Source organism: Hoylesella timonensis S9-PR14, from assembly GCF_000762405.1.
GTDB classification, from domain to species: Bacteria; Bacteroidota; Bacteroidia; order Bacteroidales; family Bacteroidaceae; genus Prevotella; species Prevotella timonensis_A.
Genome location: NZ_JRPQ01000082.1, coordinates 1 through 18,534, shown reverse-complemented (window position 1 = coordinate 18,534; position 18,534 = coordinate 1). Strand labels below are relative to the sequence as shown.

Annotated in this window: 13 protein-coding genes and 1 other RNA gene; 5 read left to right on the top strand and 9 right to left on the bottom strand. The window is 42.8% G+C overall.

The annotated features are described in order from the left end of the window. Nucleotides 1–267: 267 nt before the first annotated feature. Nucleotides 268–1,980 (top strand): AMP-binding protein, encoded by a 1,713-nt coding sequence (locus tag HMPREF9304_RS05655; RefSeq protein WP_052045929.1) that lies wholly within the window; start codon nucleotides 268–270, stop codon nucleotides 1,978–1,980. A 156-nt stretch (nucleotides 1,981–2,136) separates the two neighbouring features. Here HMPREF9304_RS05655 and HMPREF9304_RS05650 read toward each other — a convergent pair whose 3' ends face one another. The 4 genes from HMPREF9304_RS05650 to rnpB all read right to left on the bottom strand — a co-directional run bounded on the left by HMPREF9304_RS05650 (nucleotide 2,137) and on the right by rnpB (nucleotide 6,022). Then, a complete protein-coding gene (locus HMPREF9304_RS05650) occupies nucleotides 2,137–2,517 on the bottom strand; it encodes a desulfoferrodoxin (RefSeq protein WP_008122305.1) in 381 nt (126 codons plus the stop codon). Nucleotides 2,518–3,568: 1,051 nt separating this feature from the next. Then, nucleotides 3,569–3,982 (bottom strand): YkvA family protein, encoded by a 414-nt coding sequence (locus HMPREF9304_RS05645; protein ID WP_036927257.1) that lies wholly within the window; start codon nucleotides 3,980–3,982, stop codon nucleotides 3,569–3,571. 57 nt (nucleotides 3,983–4,039) lie between these two features. Continuing rightward, nucleotides 4,040–5,428: a YihY/virulence factor BrkB family protein gene (locus HMPREF9304_RS05640; protein WP_052045925.1), complete on the bottom strand. Its 1,389-nt coding sequence runs from the start codon at nucleotides 5,426–5,428 to the stop codon at nucleotides 4,040–4,042. Nucleotides 5,429–5,613: 185 nt separating this feature from the next. Then, nucleotides 5,614–6,022: RNase P RNA component class A (gene rnpB, locus HMPREF9304_RS13795), an RNA gene on the bottom strand. 292 nt (nucleotides 6,023–6,314) lie between these two features. Between rnpB and HMPREF9304_RS05635 the strand changes: the two genes are divergently transcribed. Continuing rightward, nucleotides 6,315–7,766 (top strand): Do family serine endopeptidase, encoded by a 1,452-nt coding sequence (locus tag HMPREF9304_RS05635; protein WP_036927254.1) that lies wholly within the window; start codon nucleotides 6,315–6,317, stop codon nucleotides 7,764–7,766. Nucleotides 7,767–7,985: 219 nt separating this feature from the next. Here HMPREF9304_RS05635 and dapA read toward each other — a convergent pair whose 3' ends face one another. From dapA to HMPREF9304_RS05615, 4 genes are all read right to left on the bottom strand, one after another. Further along, nucleotides 7,986–8,873 carry a 4-hydroxy-tetrahydrodipicolinate synthase gene (gene dapA, locus HMPREF9304_RS05630; protein WP_036927252.1) on the bottom strand — a complete coding sequence of 296 codons (888 nt, stop codon included), beginning with the start codon at nucleotides 8,871–8,873 and terminating at the stop codon, nucleotides 7,986–7,988. Between the two features lie 166 nt (nucleotides 8,874–9,039). Next, a complete protein-coding gene (gene tilS, locus HMPREF9304_RS05625) occupies nucleotides 9,040–10,404 on the bottom strand; it encodes a tRNA lysidine(34) synthetase TilS (RefSeq protein WP_231564475.1) in 1,365 nt (454 codons plus the stop codon). 40 nt (nucleotides 10,405–10,444) lie between these two features. Beyond that, nucleotides 10,445–11,629, bottom strand: coding sequence for a class I SAM-dependent rRNA methyltransferase (locus HMPREF9304_RS05620; protein ID WP_374187981.1), 1,185 nt, complete (start codon nucleotides 11,627–11,629; stop codon nucleotides 10,445–10,447). Beyond that, nucleotides 11,622–12,272: a 3'-5' exonuclease gene (locus tag HMPREF9304_RS05615; protein WP_036927251.1), complete on the bottom strand. Its 651-nt coding sequence runs from the start codon at nucleotides 12,270–12,272 to the stop codon at nucleotides 11,622–11,624. The genes HMPREF9304_RS05620 and HMPREF9304_RS05615 overlap by 8 nt, the downstream gene beginning before the upstream one ends. Before the next feature lie 109 nt (nucleotides 12,273–12,381). Between HMPREF9304_RS05615 and HMPREF9304_RS05610 the strand changes: the two genes are divergently transcribed. Genes HMPREF9304_RS05610 through HMPREF9304_RS05600 form a run of 3 tightly spaced genes read left to right on the top strand, consistent with a single transcriptional unit; the run spans nucleotide 12,382 to nucleotide 17,090 of the window. Further along, nucleotides 12,382–14,844, top strand: coding sequence for an FtsK/SpoIIIE family DNA translocase (locus HMPREF9304_RS05610; protein ID WP_036927265.1), 2,463 nt, complete (start codon nucleotides 12,382–12,384; stop codon nucleotides 14,842–14,844). A gap of 14 nt (nucleotides 14,845–14,858) precedes the next feature. Then, the gene (gene lolA1 / locus HMPREF9304_RS05605) at nucleotides 14,859–15,494 is read left to right on the top strand and encodes an outer membrane lipoprotein periplasmic chaperone LolA1 (protein WP_231564474.1); all 636 of its coding nucleotides are present in this window, start codon (nucleotides 14,859–14,861) and stop codon (nucleotides 15,492–15,494) included. Nucleotides 15,495–15,539: 45 nt separating this feature from the next. Next, on the top strand, nucleotides 15,540–17,090 hold the full coding sequence (locus HMPREF9304_RS05600) for a DUF5687 family protein (RefSeq protein WP_231564473.1): 1,551 nt from the start codon (nucleotides 15,540–15,542) through the stop codon (nucleotides 17,088–17,090). On the opposite strand, the gene HMPREF9304_RS05595 is transcribed toward HMPREF9304_RS05600, so the two are convergent. Further along, a complete protein-coding gene (locus HMPREF9304_RS05595; RefSeq protein WP_036927248.1) occupies nucleotides 17,087–18,292 on the bottom strand; it encodes an L-serine ammonia-lyase in 1,206 nt (401 codons plus the stop codon). The genes HMPREF9304_RS05600 and HMPREF9304_RS05595 overlap by 4 nt on opposite strands. Nucleotides 18,293–18,534 lie beyond the last annotated feature (242 nt).

The window sequence follows — 18,534 nt, the reverse complement described above, 5'->3', positions numbered from 1 at the left end:
ACTTACATTTTGAACCAAAAAGAAGCCAAAAGATAACAAAACGTATTTCATAAAATTTTAATGACTATATACGGTGGTAATTTATAGAACCAGCCGAAAGCCCAAAAAATAGTGATGAAGGCACTCGTTCGTTCATTAAATCACCATTTTGCTGCAAAATATGCACATTATTTTTGCTAATGTGCAAAGAACACCTTAACTTTGCACACAAATGAAACAAATGTGCAAGAACCCGACTGTGTTACTTCACATTATAATATTACGAACATGAACGAATTAACAAACAGCCCAAAGCATACAGCAAACGGGATAGAAATATCGAGTTTTAATGCGCTCATTGAAAAGAGTATCATAGACCACTGGACGCTTGATGCGCTGACAGATTATCAAGGTGCTACACTGCAGTATCACGATGTAGCGCGAAAGATAGAGAAGCTACACATCCTGTTTGAAAATAGTGGTGTGGAAAAGGGAGATAAAATTGCGCTCTGCGGTCGTAATAGTTCTGCATGGGCATGCGCATTCTTAGCAACTTTGACGTACGGAGCAGTGGCTGTTCCTATTCTGCACGAGTTTACAGCAGAACAAATTCACAACATTGTAAATCATAGCGAAGCCAAACTGTTGTTTGTTGGCGATGTGGTAGCCACGGTCATCGATGCAACTCAGATGCCCGACTTAGAGGGTATTATCTATCTTCCAGACTACTCATTGGTGGAGTCCAGAACAGAGAAATTAACTTATGCACGTGAACATCTCAACGAAATGTTTGGGAAAAAATATCCAAAGTATTTCCGTCAAGAACATGTAAAATACTATATTGAAAAAAATCCCGATGAGTTGGCGCTAATCAACTATACCAGTGGTACAACAGGTTACTCAAAAGGAGTCATGCTCCCCTATCGTGCACTGTGGGGAAATATGATGTTTGCTGTACATAACTTGAAAGACAAGATAAAGCCAGAAGATCATGTGATGAGTATTCTCCCTATGGCTCACATGTACGGAATGGCGTTTGAGTTCCTATACGAGTTTTTGGCAGGCTGCCATATTTTCTACTTAACTCGCTTACCGAGTCCAGCCATCATTGCCAAGGCATTTGCAGACATCAAGCCGTCACTCATCATTGCGGTGCCATTAGTGATAGAGAAAATTATCAGAAAGCGTGTCTATCCAAAGATTGAGAGCAATAATATGTTGAAACTACTACTCAATATGCCTGTTATCAATAAAAAGGTGGAAGAGAAGATATGCCAAGAAGTTTATCAAGCCTTTGGTGGTAATCTATATCAGATTATTATCGGAGGGGCTGCGCTCAATCAAGATGTGGAGAAATTCTTACACCGCATCGGTTTTCCTTATACGGTAGGATACGGTGCAACAGAATGTGCACCCATCATTTCTTATTCAGATTGGAAGACTTTTGCGCCAGGAAGTTGCGGAAGACCTGCCTATCTCATGGAAGTGAAAATTGACAGTTCCGACCCTGAAAACGTTGCAGGAGAAATTTTAGCCAAAGGTCCGAATGTGATGTTGGGCTATTATAAGGATGAAGAGGCGACAAAACAAGCCATTGATCAAGACGGCTGGTACCATACAGGCGATTTGGGAACGATGGATAGTGAAGGGAACATCTTTATCAGAGGACGCTCCAAAAACATGCTTCTCGGTGCCAGTGGGCAGAATATTTACCCCGAAGAAATAGAAGATAAGCTTAACTCTCTGCCTTTGGTAAGCGAGAGTGTGGTACTTCAGGATGGGGACAAACTTGTTGGGCTCGTCTATCCAGACTTTGATGAAGCGAAAACACTTGGACTTGACCATGAAGATTTGGAAAAAATCATGGAGCAAAACAGGCAAGATCTCAATAAGTTGATTCCTGCGTACAGTAAGCTTTCCGCCATTAAAATTCACGATACAGAGTTTGAAAAGACGCCTAAAAGGAGTATTAAGCGCTATCTGTATCAGTCGAAAATATAAGGGAGTGGAGCGCAAAAGCGAGACTTCCTCGACGCTCGCATTCCTTTCAAAAAACAATCATTAAAAAAGTCTTCACGCATAGGGTGAAGACTTTTTTATTGGGTCGCTATTCGAAGATTCGTTCAACGAATATTCAAGGAGGATTCTACCCCCTGTTTACTTGGTAGCTTTCCACAGTCCGTGCAAGTTGCAATACTCACGAGCTGTTACATTCTTAGCACATGTCTTAAATTCTGCAACTGGTTTTTCGCCTGGTTTCAAGAACTTTCTTAACACACCATTCTCAGTAATCAAATCAATCCACTGAATGTAATGTGCCTCTAACATAGGATGTTCCACTTCACCTACAGTTACACGGTAACCACAGTCAGTCTTCTCAATCACTGGAACATGCTTTTCAGTAGCAGCGTCAGTTGTATTTTCTGTTAACAACTCCATGGGCTTACCACAGCAGCTTAATGTTCCTGTACTTGCATTCACTACCTCAACGATGTTTCCACAAGCGGAACATCTGCAAATTTGTTTTGTTTTTGTCATAATGTCCTATTCTATAATGTTATTGTTGCAAAGATAATAATTTTAAGATGAAGATGCAAAAGAAAATTGTAAAAATTATAAATTTTAACCGAATGATTGTCTCAGCATACCCCTCTATCAATTCAAAAGTCGTTTGTAGCCAAAAACAATCATGTTTTTTTATTCCAACAACAAATTGAACAAATGCAACGAATCCACTGCCAGAAATCAATGAACGCAGGCGTTCACCAAATAAAAACGAATTTAGCTAATAAACACGGCATGTTGATGTCGGCAAATTTGTATCATTCGCAGAACGCTTGCGTTCATTGTCTTGATGAGTTGATTCGTTTTATTTGTTCAATTCGTTGTTCAACACTATTACACATAAATCAATGAGCCGCTGTCTCAGCATTCATGTTTTCACCGCTTTCTCATTCTAACCCTTATGATTTTTGGTGAGAACATTCAGACGTTTTTGTCCTGTTGTTTTACCAAAAAACGGTCATTGAAAATCTGCAAAATAGAAAATTTCAATAGGCAAATGACCAACAAAATGATGCTGATTTGAACAAAAAAAACGTCTATTCGGGTTGGAACATTGACTTAACGAGCTTAGAAACACCATTTAAGGGCGTTAGAAACATGACAAAACCGGCTTAAGGCATGCAAGTTGTTGGCTTATCTCAATGGGATAGCTGGAAAGAAAGGTGGAAAAAGGGAAGAAAAAGAAGCGTTTGAGCCGTAACGCTTTCAAAAACAAACGATTACGAACATGGCTCAAAACTCGCGTATTTGCGACCAAGTGTGACGTTGGTTGCTGGCACGCGAGTTATGAGAGGCTCTTTGTAAAGAAAATTCAGCATTAATGACGCTCATCTGCAGCGTTTCACCCATAGTGCCAACACTGCTTGTTGAATGCTCTTTCGCTGCAAAAATATCAGCCTTCGATGAAAGCGTCAGGTGCATGATGTTTATGGGTAAGGTTGCGCTTGACGATGAGTAGCCCAAAAAACTCCAACCGCCTAAAAAGCATCATCCATGCCCCTACCCTTCGAAGTCCTGTCGCTTGTTAGACCGGATTATCCTCTGGACGCTCCGAAAAGAGCTGATCGGTCGAAATCATTTCATCTTGATCAAACCACTGCGCCATCTTCGATTGGGCTTTCTTCTTGACATCATCCGAGACATCAACCCATACTCGTTTCAAGACATAAATCAAGACTGCCATGTCGTCACTGAGTCCAGCAATTGGAATGGCATCTGGCACCACATCAAGAGGGCTAATCAGATAACCTAATGCACCGATAATCATTGCTTTGTCTTTGACAGACACCTGATCACTTTCAAGGGTATAATACAGCACAAGAGCGGCATACACCAACTTAGCACCAGCTCGCTTAGCAATACTTGCTATCTTATCGATAAATCCTGTCTTTGAGAATTTGTCAGTGTATTTGATAAAATCTGGTAATTTAGTTTCCATTTTCTTTTATTGTTATTATCGTTATCTATCTTATTGTTTATTCCGATTGCTTTGCTTTCATTTCTTGGGCAAGCAAGGTTCAATGGTGCCTTGTTGCAGGGCAACCTCATCGTCCTCTGGAATTAAATCCCTAACGGGAATATTTCGTAATTCATCCAAGTATTTCTTTCGAAGATCGAACACACCTTTCCATTGCGGAGTTTCCAAATGGTCGTGCAAATCCAAGTCAAGATGCCAAGCCCCCAACGCCTCCAAGCGGTCGACTAAAGTCCCCACCGTAAGATGATCCAACACTTCGGCAGGTTGGTAAATCAACTCTCCCTCCGCACTGTCGCCATCATAGCTTGAATTGATAAGGTGAACAACGGTCATGTCGTACAACAAATCGTTAGTAATGCGAATGGGAATGTTGGTTTCTAACTTCAATTCGAGGGCAGTATAGGGTTTCTTTCCTTCAATGAATCGTTTACAAATCTTACCCAAAAGCACCCCACTCAGCAAGAGACGGTAACGATGACTCAGTTCGGCAGGGTTGGTCATGAAGGCTAAATCCTCTAAATTTTGATTGGTATAGCACAATTGTGCGCCAAACAAACATATCGTCCATGATATTTGCATCCACAACATAAAAAGCGGTAAGGCAGCAAAAGTACCGTAAATAGCATTATAGCTGGACAGCAACATTTGCCCGTGGATATAGAACAATTGCAAGAACTGCATCGCAACACCTGCCAAGATACCTGGTGCCAAAGCTGCAGAAAACTTCACTTTGGTATTCGGCATAAAGATGTATAAGCCGACAAATACGCAGGAGATAATCACAAACGGCATCAGGTTGAGCGCAATCTGCAAAATAGGAGCAAGCAGCATATAACTGGACGCCCTATCTACAAAGGTAGTCATGAAAATAGAAATACCCGAAATGAGCACAATCATAATAGGCATCATGAAGACCATTGCCAAGTAATCGGTCACCGTACGAAAGAGTCCACGCTCTTGTTTCACCTGCCAAATGCTGTTGAAAGTTTGCTCTATCGTTCTCGTAAGCCTGAGTACGGTCCACAGCATGAATAACAATCCCACACCGAGTATCACACCGCTATGGGTATGTATCAAGTAAGAATTGACAAAACGGATAATGATGTCAGCCGCCTGTTCTTGCCCCGACAGCGCTTGTCTAAACCACTCTTCGATGTACTTGGAGAACCCAAATCCTCTGGCAATAGCAAACACAACAGCGCAGATAGGAACGATTGCCAACAAGGTGGAATAGGTCAGTGCTGCCGCATAATCGCTCGTTCCCTTGGTAAAGAAGAAGGTAATGGCTAAATACAGTTTTTTGAGAATACTCACCAGCAGATATTTTGGTTTAGAAACGTCGTCTGACTTCAGTCGCCACATATCAATGGTTAGAAAGTTCTTCAATTTTTGTAAGGATTGATTCATTGAAGTGTGAGTTTATTAGTGAGGTGGACGGGGGCTTGATAAGCCGCCTTTCGCCACGTTATATACCGTGTTTGCCGCATGAGCATTTCCAACAGAGGCGTTTCTCATCTATGCTGATAGGAGGACAACATCCACCTGACCGCTCAACCTACGTCCGCACGCTGTGGTATCCAAATGAACAAAAAAAATCAAGTGCTCCTATAAGCCGGGTTCTGTCACCAAGTTTGCACTGGTGCTCCACCATTTATCTACATTGAAGGTCACCCTCCAACTCCAGCATTCTACCCTCCATTGCCACAAGCGGTCTACTGTAGCATGACGCTCCCAGTCTACCGAGTGTTCGAGCGGACAACTCTCCGTCAATGGTTTACGCGAATTTGCAACCTCCAGATGGCACAGCCTAACGATCGCCCGTTAGCTGGTGGTCTCTTACACCACCTTCTCACCCTTACTCCCTGTTACCAGTGAGCGGTTATTTTCTTCTACCGACACCTACTGTCACCAATAGCTTCTACTTTCAGAAGTGGAGTGTCCTGTGTTGCCCGGACTTTCCTCTCGTATCAGTTGATACCAGCGGCAGAGCCAGAGCACTTGTTTTTATGGGAGCAAAGATAACAAAAAAATTGCGAACCATAAAACAAATCCATACAATTCCATAGAACTGCTGCAACCAGTAAATTCTGTAAAAAAGAGCAATGCAGTACTTAAGAGCCGTTAAGGAGCGAAACGCAAATGTTAAATTGGGATAAAGATATAAGACATTTTGGCATATTCATCGCATTAGACATTAAATTTGCATGTAAAGAAACAAAACGAAGAGAATGGTAGCCATTGTGCTTACATTTTCTAACGAAATATTACAAAACATTTTTTAATTATAATTTACATGAAAAAGTATTCAAGTTATTTGCTCACAGCCATGTGTGTTATCGCATTAGCTTTTTCGGCTGGCTCGTTTATCAAGGTAAATGCGGCTGGCGATCAGGCTCCTATTGCAGGACAACCCGTTGATTTAACTTACGCTTCAGAAAAGGCACTGCCTGCCGTTGTGCATATTAAATATGTACAAAATGGGAAGACCGTTGAAGTGCAACAAAGCAATCCGTTCTCCGACTTCTTTGGATTCCCCTTTGGAGACTTCTTTGGTGAGGGTGGTTCTCAAAAACGACAAATGCAGACACCACCGAAAAGAGCTACTGGCTCTGGCGTCATTATCTCAAGCGATGGTTACATCGTGACCAACAATCACGTTGTTGAAGGAGCAGATGAGTTGACAGTGACCTTGAGTGACAACCGAGAATTTTCGGCTCGCATCATTGGAACAGACAAAATGACAGACTTAGCACTCATCAAAATAGAAGGTAAGAACCTGCCAACTCTCGCCATTGGGAACTCGGATAAACTGAAGGTGGGCGAATGGGTCATCGCTATTGGCAACCCCTTTGGATTGAACAACACGGTGACAGCTGGTATTGTGAGTGCCAAAGCACGCTCGCTCTATGCCAACGGTGTAGAGAGTTTCATCCAGACCGACGCTGCTATTAACCAAGGAAACTCAGGAGGTGCGCTCGTGAATGCACAAGGCGAGCTGGTCGGCATCAATGCCATGCTTTACTCGCAAACAGGTTCGTATGCTGGTTATGGCTTTGCTATCCCCACCAGTATTATGAGTAAGGTGGTAGAAGATTTGAAGAAATATGGCAATGTTCAGCGTGCTATGTTGGGCATTCAAGGACAAGATGTGCTCAACTACATCAACGCAGAAAAGGACAAAGGCAAGGATGTGGACTTAGGAACTAACTCTGGTGTGTATGTTGCTAAGGTAGAAGAAGATGGCGCTGGTGCTGCCGCAGGCTTGAAAGAGGGCGATGTCATTACACATATCGATGGAAAAAGAGTGACAAAAATGGCAGAACTGCAAGAAATGATTAACAGCAAGCATCCTGGCGACAAGATGTCGATTACTTTCTTACACCATAAGAATAAGGTAAATAAGACCGTTACCTTAAAGAATGCACAAGGAAACACCAACATTGTGAAAGTGGCTGACTTGGATGTGTTAGGCGGAAATTACCGTGAAATCACGCAGAGTCAGAAAGAGCAACTGCGCATTAGCTACGGATTAGAGGTGATGAAGGTGAGCAACGGACCGCTGAAAGAGGTTGGTATCGCAAAGGGATTCATTATTCAGGATGTGAACGACGCACCGATGAAATCGTTAAGCGACTTGCAACTTGCGGTAAAGAAAGCCTCCACCAGTAAGGACCCCGTACTTTACATCAAAGGTATTTGGCCTTCAGGAAAGAGAGATTACTTCGCTGTCATGGTGAACGAGTAATTTCACCAAAGCGAAATCAGCAAATCATACGATAGATTAAATTAAACAGTACCGCTGATGTTTACATAAATAGTTGGTAAGCATCAGCGGTTTTATTTTGAAGTTCAACAGTCGTTGTAAGTGAAATCTACAAATAGAGAGGTTGAGCATGGATACTCACACCACGGAGTAGGAAAAGTTTTTATCTAACAATAGAAGATAAAAACGATGAACTTACCCTTATATCCTTATTTCCTTTAAGATGGCAGCCATTTTCTCTTTTGTCTTAATGGTTGTCGGCACCAAAGGCAAACGCAGCACATTCTCTATCAATCCCATATCACTCAACAAGGCTTTCACACCTGCTGGGTTGCCATCTACAAACAAGAGGCTGTAGAGTTCGGTAAACATGTGGTGAATCTTGCGAGCTGGTTCGTACTCTCCTTGAAACTCAAGTCGTATCATTCGAGAGAACTCTTTTGGCAAAGCGTTACCGATGACCGATATTACACCAGCCGCACCACTGGCAATCATTGAAAAAGTAAGGGCATCATCACCACTGATAACATCAAATCTCTCGGGCTTTCCTTTGATCATTTCATCCACATGCTCCAAGCTACCCGATGCTTCTTTTATTCCAACAATGTTCTCACACTCCCACGCCAATCGAAGTGTTGTTTCCGCACTCATATTCACTCCCGTTCGTCCTGGCACGTTATACATCACGATAGGCAGCGGACTGGCTTGGGAAATGGCTTTGAAGTGCTGGTACAAGCCCTCTTGTGAAGGCTTATTATAATAGGGACAAATGCTCAAGATACCATCAATTCCGCTCCAATCTGTCGATTGCATCTCTGCTATCACAGCGGCAGTGTTGTTTCCTCCACAATATTTGAGTATCGGAACTCTACCTTGATTGACGTCTTTCACCAACGATGTGATGGCATCCTTTTCGTCACAACTTAAACAAGGTGTTTCTCCCGTTGTTGCAAGGATACAAAGAAAGTCGGCACCACTCTCCAATTGATACTTCACCAATCGTTCTAATGCCTGATAATCCACCGCTCCACTCTGTGTAAAAGGGGTGACAACGGCAATGCCCAATCCTTTGAATTGATGATATTTCATACTGTGTTTGTCTTTAATGATATTGCAAATATAATGTTTTAATGTGATAATCAAGCAATGAAAGCACAAAAGTGTGCACTTTCTTTTTTCTTTTCTGCAATGTCTGTGGTTGTTCTTTGTGAAAATGCTTTCATGGAAGGAAGCGGCTTATCGCCACACGGAGGACTCAAAATGATGATGAATGACAAGGAGCAGCCGTACACACAACCTTAAGAACTTCAGTGGTTTCATCCGTTACACGACACCAATTAGCCGTTCGTTGATTGACTACCCACACGATGCGGTCATGGGCATCGGTCAAAACCAACTGCATACGCTTGTCGAAAACCGACATCTTACGATTGGTCATGTAGTCGCTCAACAGTTGTGAACCTTTCATACCGAACGGCTGAAAGCGGTCTGCCGAACGGACGGGGCGAAGGCACAGGGGAAAAGCGACATGGTGACTGTCGACAAAAGCACAATGGGGGTCTTTGAGGTCAGCGGCACTTAAGTCAGGTTGTTCTTGCGAAATCGTCAACTGCCATTTGTCATCATAGCGGTAATTGCCTATCCGTGGCATGCTCAACACCGTCGAGGGGAATGCCGAACGGGCAGCAATGAGCAGCCGATTGCGGTCCAACAAAAGTGCGTGTGTGGACGATTGCCATTGCTTTCCACTTTCGCCATGGAGGTTTTGCCAAATCTGTTCTACCTGCACAGAGCTGAAATGAAAGTCTTTTAACAGATACCACAAGATATATTCGTGCGTCAGCTCGGCAATAGGAAACCAACGATAACCCTCTTTCGGATGCCAACGCACCAGCTGCGACAAATATTTATCGAAGATGTCGGCAATGTCCGATAATCGTTGTGCTGCCTTCAAGATGTTGATTTGTGCGGCAGGATTGATTTGCTCTAATTGCGGAATGACCTGTAGTCGCATTTGGTTGCGCTGCACATCGGCAATAAAATTGGTGCTATCGGTCACATAGTTTTGTTGAATGGATCGGAGGTAATCTATGATTTTCAAGCGATTAACGCAGAGAAGTGGACGGACAATGATTCCTTTCTTTGGTGAGATGCCCGTCAATCCATGAATCCCTGTCGACCGAACCAAATTGAGCAATATCGTTTCTACACTGTCCTCGCTGTGATGCCCCACGCACACAGCAGCAGCATGGCGAACCTCTACCATTTTTCGGAAATACGAATAGCGCAAGTCTCGAGCAGCCATTTCTATGCTCACCCCATGAGATTGAGCATAAGTCTTGGTATCGAAGTGAGTGGAATGGAAAGGTATTTGCAACTGGGCGCATAGGTCTTGACAAAACAATAAATCCCTGTCCGCCTCTTCTGCACGTAGATGAAAATGGCAATGCACTGCCTCCAACCGATAACCCAAGCTCTGTAAACATCGAAGCAAGCACACACTATCTGCCCCACCCGATAGAGCCACGAGGTAAAGCTCCTCCTTATTTAATAATGACAAGGAAGAGATGTACTGCTCGATATGTCGCTCAAAGTCGTTCACTACAGATGGTTGTGTCAATTTGAAACAAGGAGAAGGGCACGTACCCCCACTCGTCTTGCTACTCTACATATAGCACCAGTCCCTTGAGATACTCACCCTCAGGATGATAAATGTTCACGGGATGGTCGGCTGGCTGGTGGAGTTGGTGCAAAATCCGTACATTCCTGCCTGCCTGTGCAGCCGCTGTAAACACGGCATTACGGAAGTTATCCTTGGTAACTACTTGCGAACAGCTGAACGTGAACAAGATGCCACCGGGCTTGATGCGTTCAAATCCTTTCAGATTGAGACGTGTGTAACCCTTTAGGGCATTGCGCAAAGCCCCTCGATGCTTGGCAAAAGCAGGCGGATCCAACACCATTAAATCGTATTGCGCATCATGACTATCCAAGAATTTGAAAGCATCGTCGCAAAAAGAAGCATGCCGCTCGTCATTTGGGAAATTCATTTGAATGTTCGCATTGGTTAACTCAATAGCTTTGGCACTACTATCAACGGAGTGTACTAACTTAGCTCCGCCTCGCATGGCATACACAGAAAAACCACCAGTGTAGCAAAACATGTTAAGAACCGAGCGACCTTGCGCATATTTTTCAAGCAAACAACGATTCTCTCGTTGGTCGATAAAAAAGCCTGTCTTCTGCCCTTTCAGCCAATCCACATGGAATTTTAATCCGTTTTCAAGGGCGACATCATCTTTACTGGCACCTAACAAGAACTCATTTTCTTGTCCCAAATCGGCTTTATAAGGTAGTGTAGTTTCACTTTTGTAATACACACTTTCTATTCGGCTGCCCATTACCTGCCTTAAGGCTTCGCATATCTCATGCCGCTGTCGATGCATTCCCACGCTATGGGCTTGCATCACGGCTGTCGTGCCATAGCAGTCGATAATCAATCCCGGTAGGTTATCACCCTCTCCATGCACCAATCGGAAGGTATTGTTATCAGAAAGGTCAGCAAGTCCAATGGCTCGCCGCATGTTGAATGCAGACTGTAGACGAGATACCCAAAACGAGAGCGAGATTTCTGTGTCACTAAACGACAACACTCGCACCGCTATGGAGCCTATTTGATAATGCCCCAAGGCGATGAAACGCTTGTCGTGCGTGTAAACCTTCACGACTTCACCCTCTTCAATGTCATCATCTTTTTTTAGGATAGCGCCCGAAAATATCCAAGGATGAAACCGATTGAGAGACTCCTCTTTACCTTTCTTTAGTTGAATTGTTTTGCTAATCATTCTTTACTTCATTATTCTTAGATTCTTCCTCCACCTGCACTAACTGGTAATCCCCACTCACTTTGAGACGCATAATTTCTTCATACAGCTGAATACACGCCCAAGCATCGGTGGCAGCATATTGCTTTTGCTTTTCTGAGAGCGTTTCATTGTTCCAATTTGTGAGTCGTTGACGCTTACTAATCTTTTGCCTAAAAATGTTTGCATACAACTTTTGTAGGCTTAAATCTTTAATTCCTAAATCTCCGATAATGTCTTGTAAATCAATAAAGTTACCTTTCTTAAAATCAGATCGCTTATGGAGAGCCAAGAGATCGTCATGCCAAGATAAGCCAATCATCTTGGTTTCTGTATTTTCCAACAATCGTTTGATAGATGGAGTGATGCCTAAAATATTCAATCGGAACAGGAAACAGGTGTCATGCGTCGCCACTTGAAGCAGAGAGACCTTATAAGATTGCCCCTTTCTAAACACGGGACGCGTCTCTGTATCAACACCCAAAATACTTTGCTTGAGAAGAAAATCAACCGCTTTTTCTGCCTTTTTCTCTGAGGTGATGACTATGATTCGACCCGTAAATAAAACTTGTGGAAGTTCGTGGATAGCTTCTTTGTTAAATTTACTATAAAGTATTCGCATCATAGTTCGTTATTTTTATGTTTTGCAAAAATAGAAAAAAGTTCTGAAAACATAAAGGATTCTGACATTTTTACACTATTTTTGCAATCAAATCACAGGATATAATATGGGCGTGAAAAGAAAGAAGCCAGAACGCAAGCCTAAAAATGTAGGAGAAGCTGTTGGCTTTCAAAATATATTGAGTAACGAGAAGACGGACTTCCTCTTAGGAGTTATTTTATTAGTCATTGCAATATACGTCATTATTGCAATGGTTTCTTATTTTTCTACGGGTCAAGCAGATCAGAGTATTCTTGAAGATTTGCGCCCCAGAGAATGGATGAATGCCGACCAATCCTTTGCAAATTACTGTGGAAGTATAGGGGCTATCATCGCCTACTCGCTCATCACGCTCAATTTTGGCATCCCTTCATTCCTCATCCCAGCATTTTTCATTTTGGTTGGTTTGAAGCTCATGAAAGCTTACCACGTCAACCTTTGGAAATGGTTCTTTGGTTGTACCGTTGTAATGATATGGAGTTCTGTCACTTTAGCGAAGTTTGCAACCCCCATTATGGGTGACCAAGTCTTCAATCCTGGCGGCAACCACGGTGTCTTTTGTGTCCAACAATTGGAGAATTTGGTAGGTCCTCCCGGCTTAACAGCGGTCTTGTTGTTAGTGGCACTCATGTTCTTAACCTACCTGAGTGCAGAAACCATAGAAGTCATCAGAAAGGCTTTGAACCCTGTGAAGTATCTGACAAGTAAGATTCCCTTTACGGTGACAAATCTTTCCCACCATAACGAGGCGAAACCTGAAGCGATAGTGGAACCTGAGGAAGACGCAGAAGAGGACGTTAATCCTTCTGAAGAACCTGAAGAAGAGGCACAGTCAACAGTGGTAGACCTCACCGATGTGTCCATGCTAAACAAGCAAGAAGGTAAAAAAACGCCGAAAACATCGGCACAATCTTCGAATGCCGAGGGTGACAATGACGGCAACTTAACGGTTGAGGTGGCTACCGAAGGAGAAAAAGCAACGGGTAAAACCTTGACCGTAGAAGAGGTTTTGAAGACACCTATCAATCCTAAAGAGCCGTTCTTAAATTACAAATATCCACAACTTGACTTGCTTAAGAAGTACAACGATGAAGACAAACCCCAAGTGGATATGGAGGAAATCAAAGCCAACAATGCTCGCATTGTCGAAGTGCTTAACAGCTTTGGGGTCGCCATTCGTGAAATTAAGGCAACCGTAGGTCCTACTATCACCCTTTACGAAATAACACCAGCCGAAGGTGTACGTATCTCTAAGATTAGAAACCTTGAAGATGACATTGCGCTGAGCTTGGCTGCGTTGGGCATTCGTATTATCGCTCCAATTCCAGGCAAGGGTACAATTGGTATTGAAGTGCCGAACAAGAAGCCCACCATTGTGTCTATGGAAAGCATCTTGAATTCCAAGAGATTCCAAGAGTCAAAGATGGAACTGCCTTTAGCCATAGGAAAAACCATTACCAATGAGGTATTCATGGTTGATTTGGCAAAGATTCCGCACCTTTTAGTAGCTGGAGCAACAGGACAAGGTAAATCTGTGGGACTTAACGCTATCATTACTTCACTACTCTACAAAAAACATCCCAATGAGTTGAAGATTGTCCTCATCGACCCTAAGAAAGTAGAATTTAGTGTTTACTCTCGCATTACAGATCATTTTATGGCAACGGCTCCGGGGAATGATGACGAACCTATCATCACCGATGTAACGAAGGTGGTGAGAACGTTAAATTCGCTTTGCACCTTAATGGACTATCGCTACGACATGCTGAAATTAGCTGGAGCACGTAATATCAAAGAATATAACCGTAAATTTGTCAATCATCAGCTCAACTTAACCAAAGGACACGAATATATGCCTTATATCGTTGTCATCATTGATGAGTATGGCGATTTGATTATGACTGCTGGTAGAGAGATTGAAATGCCTATCACGCGTATTGCACAGTTAGCTCGTGCGGTGGGTATTCACATGATTATTGCGACACAACGTCCTACGGCAAACATCATTACGGGTAATATTAAGGCGAACTTCCCTGGCAGAATGGCATTCAAAGTTAGTGCTATGATTGATTCGAGAACTATCTTAGACAGACCGGGTGCCAACCAATTAGTGGGTCGTGGAGACTTACTTTTCTTAAATGGTAACGAACCTGTCCGTGTTCAGTGTGCGTTTGTAGACACGCCAGAGATAGAAAGAATCAACGAATTTATAGAAAATCAGCCCGGTCCTGTAGAACCTCTGCAACTGCCAGAGCCTGCTGTTGATGGGAAAACAGGGACTACTGGCGGAGGAAATGACATTCAGAGCCTCGACCCATTCTTTGAAGAAGCTGCCCATGCCATTGTCACTTCTAAGAGTGGCTCCACGAGTATGATTCAAAGACGCTTCTCCATAGGGTACAATCGTGCAGGAAGATTGATGGATCAGTTAGAAGCTGCAGGAATCGTAGGACCAGCACAAGGTAGTAAACCGCGCGATGTATTGGTTCAGGATGAAGCGTCTCTGAATGCTATCATCAGTAACATACATGGATAAACAACATCAACAATATGAAACAACGTAAATTACAGAATATTTTTTTGAAAGCAGGAGCAGTATTTATTGCATTGACCCTTTCTATTACTATCAATGCCCAAAACAACCAACAGGCACGAAAAATTCTTGATAAGACAGCTGCTATCATCGGAAACAAGGCGGGTGCGAGTGCCAACTTCACCTATTCGCATCCTAAATTGGGTAAAACCAATGGCTCTATCGTCATTAAAGGCACAAAGTTTTATGCCCGTACACCACAGGCTACGGTGTGGTTCGACGGCAAAACACAATGGAGCTACCTGAAACAAACCAACGAAGTAAACATCTCCTCTCCTTCACATACGCAACAGGTTTCCATGAATCCTTATACTTTTATCTATATGTATAAATCTGGATACCAACTGTATAGCAAAACCGTTGGGAACAATTATCAGATACGAATGGTTGCCCAAAACAAGCGCAGCAGTATTTCCGAGATGTACATTTTAATCAATAAGGGTAATTACATCCCTGCACAAATCAAAATCAAGCAAGGCAATCAATGGTCTACCATTCAAGTTCGTAACTTCCGTACCAAGAACTTACCCGACAACTTGTTTGTTTTCAAATCACGAGATTTCCCTTCTGCAGAAGTGATTGATTTGAGATAAGCCAACCAGCCAACGCATCCTTCTCCATCTAAGTCAAGCCACAACATGATGAACCGAACAAAACTTTGTTTATCAGCCACAGACTTTCAAAAGCGAATTGCACTCTTTAAGATGATGTGGCGGCATCGCAAACTTGCAGAAAAGCGTAGCTTGAGCTTTCAACAAAACAAAATTGCCCAAATTGTGATGTGGGTAGGAATCGTCTTTGGGCTGATTTACATGGCATTTTTGGCTATTCTTTTCTCTCTTCTTGTACAAGGCAGCACCTCCATGACATCGCTGGAATTTATTTGTTCCATCATTCCTTTCATTCTTGCGGCTGACTTTATGTTTAGTTTAACCACCCAAGAAGCCCCTGCCCAATTAGTAAAACCCTACATACTCCTTCCCATTTCCAAATACACCTGCATTGACAACTTCATCGGCATGTCGTTCTTCAAAGCCTCAAACTTTATTTGGTACGCCTTCATCATCCCCTATTTGCTGATGTCTGTGCTGTTTAGCTTTGGAATATTGATAAGTCTTGAGGTCCTTATCTTCTACACGCTCTTGATTTATCTGAACCGACAAGTTTATGATATCACACGAATTTTGACCACAGACTCTGTATTTTGGTGGCTGTTACCTATCGGCATTTTTGCCATTTTAGCGTCACCTTGGTATATTGGAGAGAACGCTGGAATAGAGAATTTGCTTTCTGTTTATGCCACGATAGGAACGCTTATAGAAGCGAACAACCCACTCCCCTACCTCGCTTCCATAGTACTATTGATTGCGCTCATCGTGCTGAACCGCCACATTCAATATACCCATATCACAAGCGAACTGGAAAATACAGAGAAAACCAATGCGTCTACACTTAAGAAACTCTCTTTGTTTGAAAACTATGGGGATGTAGGAACTTATTTACAACTCGAAATTCAATCGATTCTTCGTAATAAAAACCCTCGCAAAACGTTCATTGGAAGCATGTCAATTGTCATACTTTTTTCATTATTGTTGGCTTTCACTGACGTTTATGATGGGAATTTTTCCACCAACTTCTTTGGTTTTTACAACTTTGTGATATTTGGTACGATGTCGCTTTCACGCATTATGGACTACGAGGGCAATTACATCGACTGTCTCATGGTACAAAAAGAGAATATTCTCAGCTTACTCAAAGCCAAATATCTCTTTTATGTGGGAATGCTCATCATGCCGTTGATACTCATGCTTCTCACCGTATTTTCAGGGAAGTTTGATGTTCTTCAAATCGTTTCTTATGCGGTTTTCACGGCGGGATTTCAATACTTTTTGCTTTTTCAATTGGCTGTGTACAACAAACAGTGCACTCCACTCAACAAAAAGTTTATCAATAAGAATTACTCTCTCAACAACTACCGACAGTCGCTCATCAACATCATCTGCTTAACTGCACCAGTGGCATTCATGTCGGTGTTGCAAATCTTCCTGAACAATTTTCAGATTTATATCCTGCTCATCGTCATTGGCAGTCTTTTCGTATGCTGTAGTCCTTGGTGGTTGCGCAACATATACAACAGAATGATGCACAAGAAGTACGAATTGTTAGAGGGATTTCAAGCCTCCCGCTAACAAATTTCGGCAGCCAACCCACCCTCACTCGTCTCTTTGTACAAGGAAGGTAAGTCATGACCCGTCTTTTTCATCACCCGAACCACTTTATCAAAGGATACATGGTGCTTGCCATCCGAGAACGTAGCGTATAAGTTTGCATCCAAAGCTCTGGTTGCCGCAAAGGCATTTCGCTCGATACAAGGGATTTGAACTAATCCACAAACAGGGTCGCATGTCATTCCCAAATGGTGTTCGAGTCCCATTTCGGCGGCATATTCTATTTGAGCAATGCTGCCCCCAAATAGTTGACAAGCTGCTGCTGATACCATCGCACAAGCTACACCAACCTCACCTTGACAACCAACATCAGCTCCTGAGATTGAAGCATTGTACTTGACAATGTTCCCAAACAAGCCAGCTGTTGCCATGGCATGCACAATTCGAGTATCACTGAAGCCGTGTCCTTTCGACAAATGGTAAAGCACAGCAGGCATCACTCCACAAGAACCACATGTGGGTGCGGTCACAATGGTACCTCCCGAAGCGTTCTCTTCACTCACAGCCAACGCATACGCATAGACCAACGCCCGTGACTGAAGTGATTTTTTGTAGCCATTGGCTTTCACGAAATAACTGGCAGCCTTACGTCTCAAGTTCAGAGGACCAGGCAAGACACCTTCATGGTTGATACCTCTCTCCACAGCTTCTTTCATCACTTGCCACACTTCGAGCAAGTAGTCCCATATATCATCGTCTTCACATTCATCGACATACTCCCAATAGCTGCGCCCATTCTCTTCGCACCATGCCATGATTTCTGCCAAGGTAGTCATCTCATAGACACTCTTTGTGTTGAACATGTCGTCTTTGCCCTTGCCTTCGGACAAAGCACCACCGCCCACACTATAAACAGTCCACTCGCCTATCTCTTGTTTGTGCGCATCAAAAGCCTTGAACAGCATGCCATTAGGATGAAAAGGGAGGAATATTTGCGGTTTCCAAACGATATCCAAATCTTTGTGTTCGCCCAAAACACCAGCGATAGCCACATCGGTCAAGTGACCTTTCCCTGTGGCTGCCAAACTTCCATAGAGCGTAACTTCATAGCTGTTTGCCTGAGGATACTTACTCAAAAAGATTTTTGAAGCCAATTGCGGTCCCATCGTATGGCTACTCGAAGGGCCTTTTCCTATTTTGTATAGTTCTTTTAGAGATTTCATAACACTGTTATTCCTATAAAAAAAGCCAGAGATTGTTCGATAAAATATGAACAACTCAATACGCTATACAAAGATAATGGATTTTTTTCGATACTCATTTGTATTTTCACTAAAATTTATTTATCTTCGCAAAGATAAAAGTAAATTAGGCTGGTTCTATAAATTACCACCGCATATTGTCATTAAATTTTATGAAATACGTTTTGTTATCTTTTGGCTTCTTTTTGGTTCAAAATGTAAGT